Genomic DNA, 12011 nt, shown 5'->3' on the forward strand with positions numbered 1-12011 from the left:
CTGCGGCCCTCCCACCCCGTCGGCTGAATCGGTGAATCACCTTGACGGATTTATTAATACACAGATAATACACGACGACAACCATTAGTATTCACGAGGGAGCGGCACATGGGATGGATCATCGGCGTGGACGTGGGCGGGACGTTCACCGACTTTCAGGCCATTCACTCCGAAACGCGCGAGATGCACCTGGGCAAGCGCCCCTCCACCCCCGAGGATCCGTCTCGCGCCATCCTCGACGGGCTGCAAGAGATCGCGGCCGAGTTCGACATCGACCTCGCCGAGGTGGACCGCCTGTCGCACGGCACCACGGTGGCCACCAACGCGCTGATCCAGCGGCGCGGCGGCGAGGTGGCGCTCATCACCAATGCGGGGTTCCGCGACCTGCTCGAGATCGGGCGCCAGACCCGGCCGCACATGTATGACACGCATCTCGACGCCGAGGCGCCGCTGGTCGGGCGCGAACGGCGTCTCACGGTGGGCGGGCGCATCCTTGCCGATGGCAGTGAATTCGCCCCGCTCGACATGGACGCGGTGGACGCGGCCATCGAAAAGATGCGCGAGGCGGGCGTCGAGGCCTGCGCCGTCTGCCTCATCTTCTCGTTCCTCAATGGCGATCACGAATCGCAGATCCGGGACCGCGTGCAGGCCGCCCTCCCCGACGTGAGCCTGTCGCTGTCGAGCGAGGTGCAGCCCGAGTTCCGCGAATTCGAACGCTTCACCGCGACCACGATCAACGCCTACCTGCGCCCGGTGATGGATGCCTATATCGACCAGCTGGGCGCGGGCCTCGCGGACCTGATCCCCAACGCGCGGATCAGCATCAACCAATCGAACGGCGGGCTGATGTCGCTCGGCATGGCGCGGTCATTTCCGATCCGCACGGCGCTGTCGGGACCGGCGGCGGGCGTAGTGGCGGCGGTCGATACATCCAAGCTGACCAAGCGCGCCAACGTCATCACGCTCGACGTGGGCGGCACCAGCGCGGATCTCGCGCTCATCCGCGACACGGCGGCCAAGCTCACCTATGAAAGCGACGTTGCGGGCTTCCCGATCCGCCTGCCGATGGTGGACGTGAGCACCATCGGCGCGGGCGGCGGCTCGATCGCGTGGTTCGACCGCGACGGGCTGCTGAAGGTCGGCCCGCAAAGCGCGGGCGCCGTCCCCGGCCCGGCCTGCTACGCGCGCGGCGGGACCGAACCCACCGTGTCGGATGCGAACCTGATCCTCGGCCGTCTGTCGCCCACCCTGATCGAGGGCGGCATGACGCTTGACGTGGACCTCGCGCGCCGCGCGTTCGAGCCGTTGGCCGAACGGCTCGGCATCCCCATCGAGGAGGCGGCGCAGGGCGTCATCGACATCGTCGTCGCCAACATGGTGCGCGCGATCCGCACGATTTCGGTCGAACGCGGGCACGATCCGCGCGACTTCGTGCTCATGCCCTTCGGGGGCGCCGGGCCGCTTCATGCCCGCCCCGTCGCGCTTGAACTCGGCATCACCGAAATGATCGTGCCCGGCGCGCCCGGCATCCTCTGCGCAGAAGGGCTGCTGGTGTCGGACCTGAAGGAAAGCTTCGTGCAGAGCCACCGCACCGACCTCGCCGATGGCGCGCTCGAACGGATCAACGCCACCGCAGCGGACCTCATGAAACAGGCCGAGGACTGGTTCGGAACCGAGGGCATATCCGAGGCCGACCGCAGCTATGAACTCAGCCTCGACATGCGCTTCGTCGGCCAGAACTTCGAGCTGAACGTGCCGGTCTGGTCCGGCCCCACGCCCGAACGCACGGCCTTCACCGATGTGGACACGCTGCGCCAGGCGTTCTTTGACGAACACGACACGGTCTACGGTTTCCACAACGCGGAGGCGCCGGTCGAGATCGTGAACTACCGCATCTCCGCCAACGGCCGCCAGAGCCGGAACGAGGCGGCCGCCAAACCGCAGATCGAAGCGGGGGGCGGGGAACCATCCTCCACCCGGCAGGTCTGGTTCGAGGGCGGCGAGAGCGTCGAAACCCCGGTCTACACCCGCAAGACGCTCGATATCGGGCAGACCCTCACCGGGCCGGCCATCATCGAGCAGCTGGACGCCACGGTCCCGCTGCATCCGGGCGACCGCGCCACTGTCGACCCCTTGGGCAACCTTCTTATCGAGGTGAAGAAATGACCGACATGACCCCCGCGACCGTCGACCCGATCAAGCTGGAGATCCTTTCCAGCGCCTATAAATCCGTGACCGAGGAATGCTTCATCTCGCTGATGAAGAGCGCATACTCGACCAACATCAAGGAACGCAAGGACCACTCGACCGCGATCATGGACGCGGATGGGCGGCTGGTGATGCAGACGATGGTGTCACCGATCCACATCGCGTCGATGACGGCGAGCCTTGCGGCGGTGCTGGAGAAGTTCGGCGACGGGCGCAACGGCGGGATCAAACCCGGCGACATGTTCGTCGGCAACGATCCTCACGTCGCGGGCGGCACGCACCTGCCGGACGTGAACCTGACCTCGCCCATCTTCAGCGGGGGCAAGCTGATCGCCTTCGCCGTCAACATCGCGCACCACGCCGATATCGGCGGCATGGCGCCGGGCAGCATGATCGGCGGCATGACCGAAATCTACCAGGAGGGCTTGCGCATCCCCTGCGTCAAGCTCTTCCGCGAGGGCGAATTGCAGCAGGACATCATGGATCTTCTGCTGCTCAACGCGCGGCTGCCGGCCGAACGCCGGGGCGACTACTTCGCGCAGATCGCCGCCTGCCGCCTCGGCGTGCGCCGGGTGGAGGAAATCATCGGCGTGCACGGCGCCGACACCGTGGTCGCGTCCTTTGATGAACTGATCCGCCGCACCCACGCCCGGATGCGCGATTCGATCGCGACGGTGAAGGACGGAACCACCACCTTCGAGGACGTGATGGACGATGACGGGCGCGATGCGCGCGACATCCCGATCAAGGTCAGCGTCACCATCGACGGACCCAGCATCGCCTTCGATTTCACCGGCACAGCGCCACAGGTCGAAGGCAACGTGAACGTCACCATGAACGCCACTGTCGCCAGCGTCTGCTACGCGGTGCAGGCGCTGCTTGATCCCTACATGACCAACAACCAGGGCGTGCTCGACGCGATCGACATCCACGCGCCCGAGGGTTCGCTGCTGAACGCGGTGTTCCCTGCCGCCGTGGCGTCGCGCGCGCATACTTGCCAGCGGATCGTGGACGTGGTGATCGGCGCGCTGGCGCCGCTGATGCCCGAACGCGCGGTCGCGGCCGGCAACGGGGCCAACACGATGGCGGTGTTCTCGGGCAACGATCCGCGCACCGGCGAGGGGTATGTCTACCTCGAGACGATCGGCGGCGGCATGGGCGCGCGCTCGGACAAGGACGGCAAGGACTGCGTGCAGGTGCATATCACCAACACCTCGAACCTGCCGGTCGAGGCGATCGAGATGGAATACCCTCTCTTGATCGAAGAATACGGGCTGGTTCCGGATTCCGGCGGCGCCGGCGCGTTCCGCGGCGGCTGCGGCATCCGGCGGGTGGTGCGCCCGGTGGATCACGAATTCACCTTCAGCGGCGTCGGGGAGCGGTTCAGACACAAGCCCTGGGGCATCTTCGGCGGCCATGACGGCAAGACCGGGCGCTTCGCGCTCGCGCCGCAGGACGGCGCGGAGACCGTCCTGCCGGGCAAGCCGTCGAACGTGCGGGTGAAACCCGACACCGCGGTGATCCTCGAATCCCCCGGCGCGGGCGGCTATGGCGCACCTGAAAACCGCAGCCCCGAGAACGTTCAGGCGGACCGGCGCAGCGAGAAGTTCTCGGAAGACTACTTGTCGGTTTACGAATCTTCGGCATGATGCGGGGCGGCGCCTGCGGGCGCTGCTTTCGCAACACCGAAAACCGCGGGGAGCCAGGACATCGCAAAGGGATCGAAAGAAACGGGCAAGCGGCGGCTCATCAAGGGGACCGGCAGCCAGGTCGTGTATGACATCCTGCGCGCGCAGATCCTCAACCTCGACCGCGAGCCGGGGACCGATCTGGACGAGGCCGCGCTGGTCAAGGAGATCGGCATTTCCCGCACCCCCGTGCGCGAGGCGATCATCCGGCTCGCCTCCGAAGAGCTGGTGACGATCCTGCCCAATCGCGGCGCGATGGTCGCCCCGATCAACCTGACCGATTTTCCGCGTTATCTCGAGGCGTTCGACCTCCTGCAGCGCGCGGTGACGCGGCTGGCCGCGATCCGGCGCAGCGATGCGGACATGGGGGCGATCGAACAGGCCATGCAGGATTTCGACACCCAAGCCCGCGCCGGCGATCCGGTCGCCACCACGATCGCGAATCGCGACTTCCACAACACGATCGGCGCCGCGTCGGGAAACAGGTTCCTGTGCGATCAATACGCGCGGATGCTGAACCTCGGCATGCGGTATTCACGCTTTCCCTTCGGGATCGGAACCGACGACCGCGACGAAGAGGGGCTGGAGCAGCACCTGCAAAACGTGATGAACGATCACCACCGCATCGCGCAGGCGATCCGGGCGCGGGATGCGGAGCTTGCCGAACGGCTCGGGCATGAGCACACGATCCTGTTCCGCGAACGGATCATGAAATACCTGAACGACAGCAAGACGACCAAGATCGCCTGCGCCCAATCGGACGTCTTCTCGGCCTGACGGCGTCGCCGCGCCTCACCCCGGAACGAGCGCCTGCACCAGCCTGCGGATATCCTGCGCCACGCTGTCGAACTCCGCGCCGCCATTGGCGATCCCCTGGCTGGCGTTGAACAACAGCGCGGCAAGGCGTGACGCCTCTCCGGCCTTGCTTCCGCCGACGCGCAACTCGGCGGCGATCTCCGCCTCGATAGCCCGGTCGAGTGCTGCGAAACGGCCGCTGCTCGTGCGGGTCTTTTCCGCGAACAGGTCATCCGCGAAGGGCGAGCGGCGCACCAGTTCGTCAATGATCCGATGCTTGGCGATCAGCGCGGCTGCGATCCGCGTGGGCGCCGGCCCGTCGCCGGCAAGCGCGGATTCCACGGCATGCTGCAACCGTTCCGCAACCCGATCAGCGGCGGCGGCAAAAACCGCGTCCTTGTCCGGCGCATAGCCGTAGAGCGTCGCCTTGGACACGCCTGCGGCCTCGGCGATCCCCTCCATCGTCGCGCCTCGGAACCCCCGCGCGACAAAGACCGCCTCCGCGGCGTCGAGGATCTTCTGCCAGCGCGCGGCCTTCAGCGGCGAGAGCGGAGGCGTCGGCATCTTGCGTATCGTCTTGTCAAAATCATACGAAATCGCTTATATTCGTTCATATTGTATGATTCAATCGGGAACATCATGACCGATTCCATCCTTCTGAGCGGCGCGACCGGCTTTATCGCCGGCCACGCGATCGAGTCGCTTCTCGCCGCCGGGCATCGCGTCAGGGGCACGGTGCGCGACCCCGCACAGACGGACAGGACGGCGCATCTGCGCGCCATGCCCGGCGCGGAGGAGCGGCTCGAACTGGTCGCCGCCGACCTCACGGATGACGACCCGTTCTCGGCCCACGCGGATGTCGACGTCGCGCTGCACATGGCGAGCCCCTACGTGCTGAACGTGACCGATCCGCAGCGCGACCTGGTCGATCCGGCGGTGCAGGGCACGCTGTCGATGCTGACCGCGGCGGCCGCGTCGAAACGGGTGCGCCGGGTGGTCCTGACCTCCTCCATGGCGGCGATCACCGACCAGCCCGACGGGCGCATCCTGACGGAGGAGGACTGGAACGCGCGCAGCAGCCTGACCCGCAACCCCTATTACTACTCCAAGACGATGGCCGAACGCGCCGCGTGGGATTTCATGGAGCGCGATAAGCCCGGTTTCGACCTGGTCGTGATCAACCCGTTCATGGTGATCGGCCCGGCGCATACGGATGCGATCAATACCTCCAATCAGGTTCTGGCGGACATCGCGACCGGCAGGTATCCGGCGATCATGGCGCTGGAATGGGGCTTCGTCGACGTACGCGACGTGGCGGCGGCCCATGTGGCGGCGCTGGATCCCGACGTGCCGTCCGGTCGATATATCTGCGCCAGCGGCAACATGGACATGGCCCAAATCGTCGACCTGATGCGCCGCGAGGGCTATGGCCGTGGCAAGCTGCCGAAGCTGCGCCTCGCCGGCAGGTTCGGCACCGCGCTGATGCGCCTGGCGAGCCGCACCCAGCCCGCCGGAGTCGGCTCCTACCTGCGCACGCACCTGGGGCGGGCGCCGCATTTCGACAACTCCAAGATCCGGCGCGAGATGGGCCTCACATTCCGCCCGCCCGAAGAAAGCGTGACCGACGCGCTGGCCGACCTCGCCGCACGCGGGCATGTCCCGGCCCCGCGCGCCTGACGCCTGAAGGAAACGCCGCGACGTGGTTCCAGTAGCCGCGGCGATGAGCTAAGGGTGGGGGCGACTCAATCGAAAGACCCCGAGAGATGACGATCGCGACCCGCTCCGGGACCCATCTGGCCGTGTTGGTGGCGCTGGGTTCCACACATCTTCTCAACGACATGATGCAATCTCTGATCCCGGCCTCCTACCCGATCCTCAAGGAGGCCTACGCGCTCGATTTCGTGCAGATCGGCATGATCACCCTCACCTTCCAGGTCGCCGGCGCGATGCTGCAACCCGTGGTCGGCATGGTGACGGACCGCCGCCCGGCGCCCTATTCGCCGGTGGTGGGGATGATGTTCACGCTGTCGGGTCTGGTCAGCCTCGCCTATGCGCATGGCTATGCGATGATCCTGTTCTCGGTGGCCTCGATCGGCATCGGCTCTTCGATCTTCCACCCCGAGGCGACGCGCACCGCGCGCTACGCCGCCGGGGGGCGGCAGGGGCTGGCGCAGGGGATCTTTCAGGTGGGCGGACAGGCGGGCGGCGCGCTCGGGCCGGTCTTCGCCGCGCTGATCGTCGTGCCCTGGGGGCAGCCCAGCCTTGCGTGGTTCGCGGTTACCGCGCTCATGGCGATGATGCTCCTCCTATGGATCGGCAGCAAGCAGAGCCAGCTCAGCGCCGAGTTCACCGCGATGCGCGCGCGACGCCGCGCCACGGTCGAGCCAGTGACGCACGCGCCGCTGACCATCGGTATCGGCCTCGTCGTGCTGACCTTCCTGATGTTCACGAAGAACACCTATAACGAGAGCTTCCGCTCGTTCTATACCTTCTACCTGATCGAACGGTTCGACCTGTCGATCCCCGCTTCGCAACTGATGCTCTTCGTCTTCCTGCTGGCGGCGGCGGTGGGCGTGCTGATCGGCGGCATCGTGGGCGACCGGATCGGGCGCTACCGGATCATCTGGATCTCGGTGCTGGGGCCGCTGCCGCTCACGCTGATTCTGCCTTATGTCGATCTGTTCTGGACCGGGGTGCTGACCATCGCCATCAACCTGATCATGGCCAGCGCCTTCGCCTCGATCCTCATCTACGCGATGGACCTGCTGCCCAACCGGATCGGCCTGATCGGCGGGCTGTTCTACGGGCTGAACTTCGGGCTGGGCGGGATCGCCGCGGCGCTGCTGGGCGTGCTGGCGGACAGTTACGGGGTCGAGACGGTCTATCGGATCTGCTCGTTCCTGCCGCTCGCCGGGTTGCTGGCGTGGTTCCTGCCCCGGATCGACGAAGAGGGCGGCGGCTGATCCCGCAAAGGCGCCGGGAACCGATGCGCCCGTCTCACGTTATGTCCGCAATGCAGATATTAACGGAGATGCAACATGGAATATGGTCTTTTCGGCCTTCTCATCCTAATCGCGGACATTTACGCGATCTACCAGGTTCTCACGTCCGGCGCGAGCACGGCGGCCAAGGTGATCTGGACGCTGGTCATCCTCATCCTGCCCGTGCTTGGCTTTATCATCTGGCTTCTCGCGGGACCGAGGGCTAGCGCCGCGCGGGTCTGACGCGCGCAACGCAGGAAGGGGCGCAGGGATGCGCCCCTTCACGCGCAATCCGCCTTCAGAAATCGAAGAGATCCTCGAGAAACCCGCCGCGCTTTTTCTTGCGGCGCGGTTGCTCATTGCGGTCGTGGCCTGACGCCTCGTAGATCCGCGCCTGCGGTTGCGGAGGCACTTGGGCCGAGCGTTCAATGATCTTGTCCAGCTCGCCGCGATCGAGCCAGACCCCGCGACACTTGGGGCAGTAATCGATTTCCACACCGGCGCGCTCGGTCATGACGAGGTCGGCGCCGTCGATCGGACATTTCATCGGGTTTCTCCGTCTTTCGGTTTCATCCGCACGGATGTGGGGACCGCGGCGTCCCGCCGCAACGGGCCAGTCGGCATTTCGCCATTGCCCGCGCGCACGGCGCGCCTATAGTCCACCGCATGAGCCCGCCTTTCCCAACAGTACCACGCCGCAAGAAAACATGCGCCTTGCCGCGCGCGGGCGCCGGGGCTTCGTGACCGGACGGATTATCGAAACCGATGCCGACGTGGCCGAGGGGGCCGAGGCGCTCGCCAAAATGTGCCCGCGGATGGCGCATGGCTATGCGCTGATCGGCGCGCTGCCGCTCAGGCGCCGGCCGGACGGGTTCGCCGAGCTGCTGAGCGCGATCATAAGCCAGCAGGTCAGCGTCGCCTCGGCCTCCGCGATCTGGGCGCGGATGGAGGCGGCGAACCTCACCACCGAGGCGCGCGTCGCCGCCGCCGGAGAGGACGCCCTGCGCGCGGTCGGCCTCAGCCGGCAGAAGATACGCTATGCCCAGGCCCTGGCGGAGGCGGAGATCGACTATGCCGCGCTGCGCGACGCGCCCGACGAGGCGGTGATCGCGACATTGACCGCCGTACCGGGGATCGGCGCCTGGACGGCCGAGATCTACGCGATGTTCAGCCTTGGTCGCGCAGACGTCTTCGCCCCCGGCGACCTCGCGCTGCAAGAGGCGGCGCGGGTGCTCTATGGCCTGCCCGACCGCCCGAAGGAACGCCAGTTCCGCGAGATGGCGCAGGCATGGGCGCCGTGGCGGTCGGTTGCCGCGCGGCTGCTTTGGGCCTACTACCGCATAGACAAGCAAAGGGAAGGGATCAGATGACACGCGTATTGCAGGCCGGCCGCCGAGAGCCGCACTCGGGCGTGACAAGATCCATCGTCGTCTTTCTGCATGGCTACGGCGCCAACGGCGCCGACCTGTTGGGCCTTGCCGATCCGCTGGGCGAGCACCTGCCGGACACGCTCTTCGTCTCGCCCGACGCGCCCGAAATGGTGCCGGGCATGCCGGGCGGCTATCAGTGGTTCCCGATCCCCTGGATCGACGGGTCGAGCGAGGAAGAGGCCGAGCGCGGGCTGCTGGCCGCTGCGGACGATCTCGACGCCTTTCTCGACGCGCTGATGGTGGACGAGGACGTGCTGCCCGAACAGGTGGTGCTCTTCGGCTTCTCCCAGGGCACGATGATGGCGCTGCACGTCGCGCCCCGGCGCGAGGACGAGGTGGCGGGGATCGTGGCGTTCTCGGGCCGGCTGCTGCGCCCTGAACTGCTGGCCGACGAGGCGGTCAGCCGCCCGCCGATCCTGCTGGTGCACGGCGACGCCGACGACGTGGTGCCGCCGCGCTCGCTGCCCGAGGCGGCGGAGGCGTTGCAGACGGCGGGCTGGAGCGATGTCTACGCCCATGTGATGAAGGGGACCGGCCACGGCATCGCGCCCAACGGATTGCAGGTGGCGCTCGCCTTCATGGCGGACAAGCTGGGGCTGGGATAGGCGCGAGAGTCGTCGAAGGTTTTTGCGAGGGCTATTGGTAACAGCCCTGCCCCTACCTCACGCAGCCGCGCGCGGGCGCATCACCAGCCAGATCAGCGCGCCGCCCGCCAGAGCGAGAAACGGCGCCATCGCCAGGTTCACGGCGGTCCAGCCGGCCTGCGCGTCCCCGCCCGAGCAGTTCATCAGCCCGCCCGAGGCCATGGATGCGACGGTGACGCCGCCGAACACCATCAGGTCGTTCAGCCCCTGCATCCGGCCGCGCTCATGCGGGGCGTGCGCCCCCGCGAGCATGGTCGTCGCGCCGATAAAGCCGAAATTCCAGCCCAGTCCCAGCAGGATCAGCGCGATGAAGAAATTTTCCAGCGCGACCCCCTGAAGCGCCACCGCGCCCGCGCCCGCGAGGACGAACAGCCCCACGCCCATGATACGCTCGACCCCGAAGCGCGCGATCAGGTGCCCGGTGAAGAACGAAGGCACATACATCGCGAGCACATGAAGCGACACCACGTCGGCGGCGTTGTTCGCCTCGAACCCGCATCCGACGACCGCCAGCGGGGCCGAGGTCATCACCAGGTTCATCAGCGCGTATGACACCATCGCGCAGATCACCGCGACCGCGATCCGCGGGGTTTTCAGCAACTCCAGCCTTGAGCGCCCGCGCGGGGCGTCCTGATCGGGCACCGGCGGCCTCGGGATGTCGAGCAGCAGGAACAGCAGCGAGCCGACGATATTGACCCCGATCACCGCGATATAGGTGCCGAGGAAAGGCACGACCATCGCGTCGCTGGTCAGTTTCACGAGCTGCGGGCCGATGATGGCGCTGACCAGCCCGCCGGCCATGACGTAGGAGATCGCCTTGGGGCGGAAGGCGTCGCTTGCGGTATCGGCGGCGGCGAAACGGTAGAAGCCGTGCGCGCTCATGTAGACGCCGGTGAGGAAGCTGCCCAGCAGGAAGACCGGGAACGAGGCGATCGCCAGTCCATAGGCGCCCACCGCGCCCCCCAGCGCGCCGCCGAAAGCGCCGGCGAAGAACCCCGCGCGGCGCCCGAATTTCTGCATCAAGGCCGCCATCGGCGTCGCCGTCACCATCGACCCGATGATGATCATCGTGATCGGCAGCGTGGCGAAGCAGACGTTGCTGGCCAGCGATTGCCCCGCCAGACCTCCGACGACGAAGATCATCGGCATCTGCGCGCCCAGAAGCGCCTGCGCGGACACCAGCACCGCCACGTTGCGGCGCGCGCGACTGTCGTCGTGGGGAAGGGCTGCATCGGTCATGCGACCGGTGCTAGACGGATTGGTTCACCGCCGCAAGTCCGTCCGCTCGCTCAACACGCCTCTGCCGGACGCCCCCGGGCCAGCGGGTCGAGGTCGCGCGGCGCACCGCCGGCCATCATCCCCTGCCAGTCCAGCACCTGGCGCATCAGCACCGAGCGGCCCACGCAGAGCAGCGCCGGGGGTTCCAGCCCGCTGGCCGCGATATCGGCCGCCATCCGGCCCAGCGTCGTCTCGAGCACCTTCTGTTCCGGCGTGGTGGCTGCGCAGACAACCGCGCAGGGCTCGTCCGCCGGGCGGCCCGCGTCGAGCAGCGCGGCGCTGATACGGGCGGCGTGCTTCATGCCCATGTAGATCACCAGCACCTGCGATCCCTCGGCGATCGCCTTCCAGTTCAGCGACGAGGGCGTCTGCCCCGACTGATCGTGCCCGGTGATGAAGGTCACCGACTGGTTCACGTCGCGATGGGTGACCGGGATGCCCGCATAGGCCAGCCCGCCGATCCCGGCGCTGATGCCGGGGATGATGCGCACCGGAACGCCGTTCTGCACCAGCGTCTGCGCCTCCTCGCCGCCGCGTCCGAAGACGAAGGGATCGCCGCCCTTGAGCCGCAGCACCCGCTTGCCCGCGCGGGCGAGTTCAACAAGGCGCAGCGATATGTCGCGCTGTTTCGCCGAAGGCTTGCCGCCACGCTTGCCGGCGTAGATGTGCCGGGCCTTCGGCGCCCAGCGCAGGATATCCTCGGACACGAGCGCGTCGAAGACCACGACATCCGCCTGCCGCAGCGCGTTGAGCGCGTGCAGCGTCAGCAGCCCCGGATCGCCGGGACCGGCCCCGCAGAGCCAGACCCAGCCGGGCTCAAGCGCGGGCCAGTCGCCCGGCGGAAAGGGAATCGGGTCTTTCATCCGTCTTCTATGGCGCGGTTCGTAGGACGCGAAAAGAGGGCCGGACGTGCGCGCGGGCGGCGCCGGCGGCACGGACGTTCGGACAGGCGCAGGGAGGCTGGCGCGCAGTTTCGCCGCTGTGCGG

Annotated in this window: 12 protein-coding genes; 8 read left to right on the top strand and 4 right to left on the bottom strand. The window is 67.3% G+C overall.

Translation table 11 applies throughout. From position 1 onward, the window contains the following. Positions 1 to 108: 108 nt before the first annotated feature. The 3 genes from D6850_RS15945 to D6850_RS15955 all read left to right on the top strand — a co-directional run bounded on the left by D6850_RS15945 (position 109) and on the right by D6850_RS15955 (position 4673). The gene (locus D6850_RS15945) at positions 109 to 2166 is read left to right on the top strand and encodes a hydantoinase/oxoprolinase family protein (RefSeq protein WP_121168608.1); all 2058 of its coding nucleotides are present in this window, start codon (positions 109 to 111) and stop codon (positions 2164 to 2166) included. Then, positions 2163 to 3857 carry a hydantoinase B/oxoprolinase family protein gene (locus tag D6850_RS15950; protein WP_121168609.1) on the top strand — a complete coding sequence of 565 codons (1695 nt, stop codon included), beginning with the start codon at positions 2163 to 2165 and terminating at the stop codon, positions 3855 to 3857. The genes D6850_RS15945 and D6850_RS15950 overlap by 4 nt, the downstream gene beginning before the upstream one ends. A 123-nt stretch (positions 3858 to 3980) precedes the next feature. After that, positions 3981 to 4673 (top strand): GntR family transcriptional regulator, encoded by a 693-nt coding sequence (locus D6850_RS15955; protein ID WP_121168610.1) that lies wholly within the window; start codon positions 3981 to 3983, stop codon positions 4671 to 4673. Between the two features lie 15 nt (positions 4674 to 4688). Here the strand turns inward: D6850_RS15955 and D6850_RS15960 are convergent, their stop codons facing one another. Further along, positions 4689 to 5255 carry a TetR/AcrR family transcriptional regulator gene (locus D6850_RS15960; RefSeq protein ID WP_121168611.1) on the bottom strand — a complete coding sequence of 189 codons (567 nt, stop codon included), beginning with the start codon at positions 5253 to 5255 and terminating at the stop codon, positions 4689 to 4691. 75 nt (positions 5256 to 5330) lie between these two features. Here D6850_RS15960 and D6850_RS15965 point away from each other — a divergent pair, with 75 nt between their 5' ends. The 3 genes from D6850_RS15965 (at position 5331) to D6850_RS15975 (ending at position 7915) form a co-directional block, all read left to right on the top strand. Then, a complete protein-coding gene (locus tag D6850_RS15965; RefSeq protein WP_121168708.1) occupies positions 5331 to 6368 on the top strand; it encodes an SDR family oxidoreductase in 1038 nt (345 codons plus the stop codon). Positions 6369 to 6454: 86 nt separating this feature from the next. Beyond that, complete coding sequence (locus D6850_RS15970) at positions 6455 to 7654, top strand: MFS transporter (RefSeq protein ID WP_121168612.1); 1200 nt, start codon at positions 6455 to 6457, stop codon at positions 7652 to 7654. A 75-nt stretch (positions 7655 to 7729) separates the two neighbouring features. Continuing rightward, complete coding sequence (locus D6850_RS15975) at positions 7730 to 7915, top strand: PLD nuclease N-terminal domain-containing protein (RefSeq protein WP_121168613.1); 186 nt, start codon at positions 7730 to 7732, stop codon at positions 7913 to 7915. A gap of 55 nt (positions 7916 to 7970) precedes the next feature. Here the strand turns inward: D6850_RS15975 and D6850_RS15980 are convergent, their stop codons facing one another. Beyond that, positions 7971 to 8219 (bottom strand): TFIIB-type zinc ribbon-containing protein, encoded by a 249-nt coding sequence (locus D6850_RS15980; protein ID WP_121168614.1) that lies wholly within the window; start codon positions 8217 to 8219, stop codon positions 7971 to 7973. A gap of 193 nt (positions 8220 to 8412) precedes the next feature. Between D6850_RS15980 and D6850_RS15985 the strand changes: the two genes are divergently transcribed. Both D6850_RS15985 and D6850_RS15990 read left to right on the top strand, forming a co-directional pair. Continuing rightward, positions 8413 to 9042: a DNA-3-methyladenine glycosylase family protein gene (locus D6850_RS15985; RefSeq protein ID WP_121168709.1), complete on the top strand. Its 630-nt coding sequence runs from the start codon at positions 8413 to 8415 to the stop codon at positions 9040 to 9042. Further along, positions 9039 to 9707 carry an alpha/beta hydrolase gene (locus tag D6850_RS15990; RefSeq protein ID WP_121168615.1) on the top strand — a complete coding sequence of 223 codons (669 nt, stop codon included), beginning with the start codon at positions 9039 to 9041 and terminating at the stop codon, positions 9705 to 9707. The genes D6850_RS15985 and D6850_RS15990 overlap by 4 nt, the downstream gene beginning before the upstream one ends. Positions 9708 to 9764: 57 nt before the next feature. Here the strand turns inward: D6850_RS15990 and D6850_RS15995 are convergent, their stop codons facing one another. Both D6850_RS15995 and cobA read right to left on the bottom strand, forming a co-directional pair. Then, complete coding sequence (locus tag D6850_RS15995; RefSeq protein WP_121168616.1) at positions 9765 to 10985, bottom strand: MFS transporter; 1221 nt, start codon at positions 10983 to 10985, stop codon at positions 9765 to 9767. Positions 10986 to 11035: 50 nt separating this feature from the next. Continuing rightward, positions 11036 to 11887: a uroporphyrinogen-III C-methyltransferase gene (cobA, locus tag D6850_RS16000; RefSeq protein ID WP_121168617.1), complete on the bottom strand. Its 852-nt coding sequence runs from the start codon at positions 11885 to 11887 to the stop codon at positions 11036 to 11038. Positions 11888 to 12011 lie beyond the last annotated feature (124 nt).

Source organism: Roseovarius spongiae, from assembly GCF_003651245.1.
GTDB classification, from domain to species: domain Bacteria; phylum Pseudomonadota; class Alphaproteobacteria; order Rhodobacterales; family Rhodobacteraceae; genus Roseovarius; species Roseovarius spongiae.

Excerpts from the sequence above, each read along its gene's own strand:
- D6850_RS15950 (WP_121168609.1), top strand. The coding sequence starts at position 2,163 with ATGACCGACATGACCCCCGCGACCGTCGACCCGATCAAGCTGGAGATC.
- cobA (WP_121168617.1), bottom strand. The coding sequence starts at position 11,887 with ATGAAAGACCCGATTCCCTTTCCGCCGGGCGACTGGCCCGCGCTTGAG.
- D6850_RS15965 (WP_121168708.1), top strand. The coding sequence starts at position 5,331 with ATGACCGATTCCATCCTTCTGAGCGGCGCGACCGGCTTTATCGCCGGC.
- D6850_RS15960 (WP_121168611.1), bottom strand. The coding sequence starts at position 5,255 with ATGCCGACGCCTCCGCTCTCGCCGCTGAAGGCCGCGCGCTGGCAGAAG.
- D6850_RS15995 (WP_121168616.1), bottom strand. The coding sequence starts at position 10,985 with ATGACCGATGCAGCCCTTCCCCACGACGACAGTCGCGCGCGCCGCAAC.
- D6850_RS15975 (WP_121168613.1), top strand. The coding sequence starts at position 7,730 with ATGGAATATGGTCTTTTCGGCCTTCTCATCCTAATCGCGGACATTTAC.
- D6850_RS15980 (WP_121168614.1), bottom strand. The coding sequence starts at position 8,219 with ATGAAATGTCCGATCGACGGCGCCGACCTCGTCATGACCGAGCGCGCC.
- D6850_RS15945 (WP_121168608.1), top strand. The coding sequence starts at position 109 with ATGGGATGGATCATCGGCGTGGACGTGGGCGGGACGTTCACCGACTTT.
- D6850_RS15970 (WP_121168612.1), top strand. The coding sequence starts at position 6,455 with ATGACGATCGCGACCCGCTCCGGGACCCATCTGGCCGTGTTGGTGGCG.
- D6850_RS15990 (WP_121168615.1), top strand. The coding sequence starts at position 9,039 with ATGACACGCGTATTGCAGGCCGGCCGCCGAGAGCCGCACTCGGGCGTG.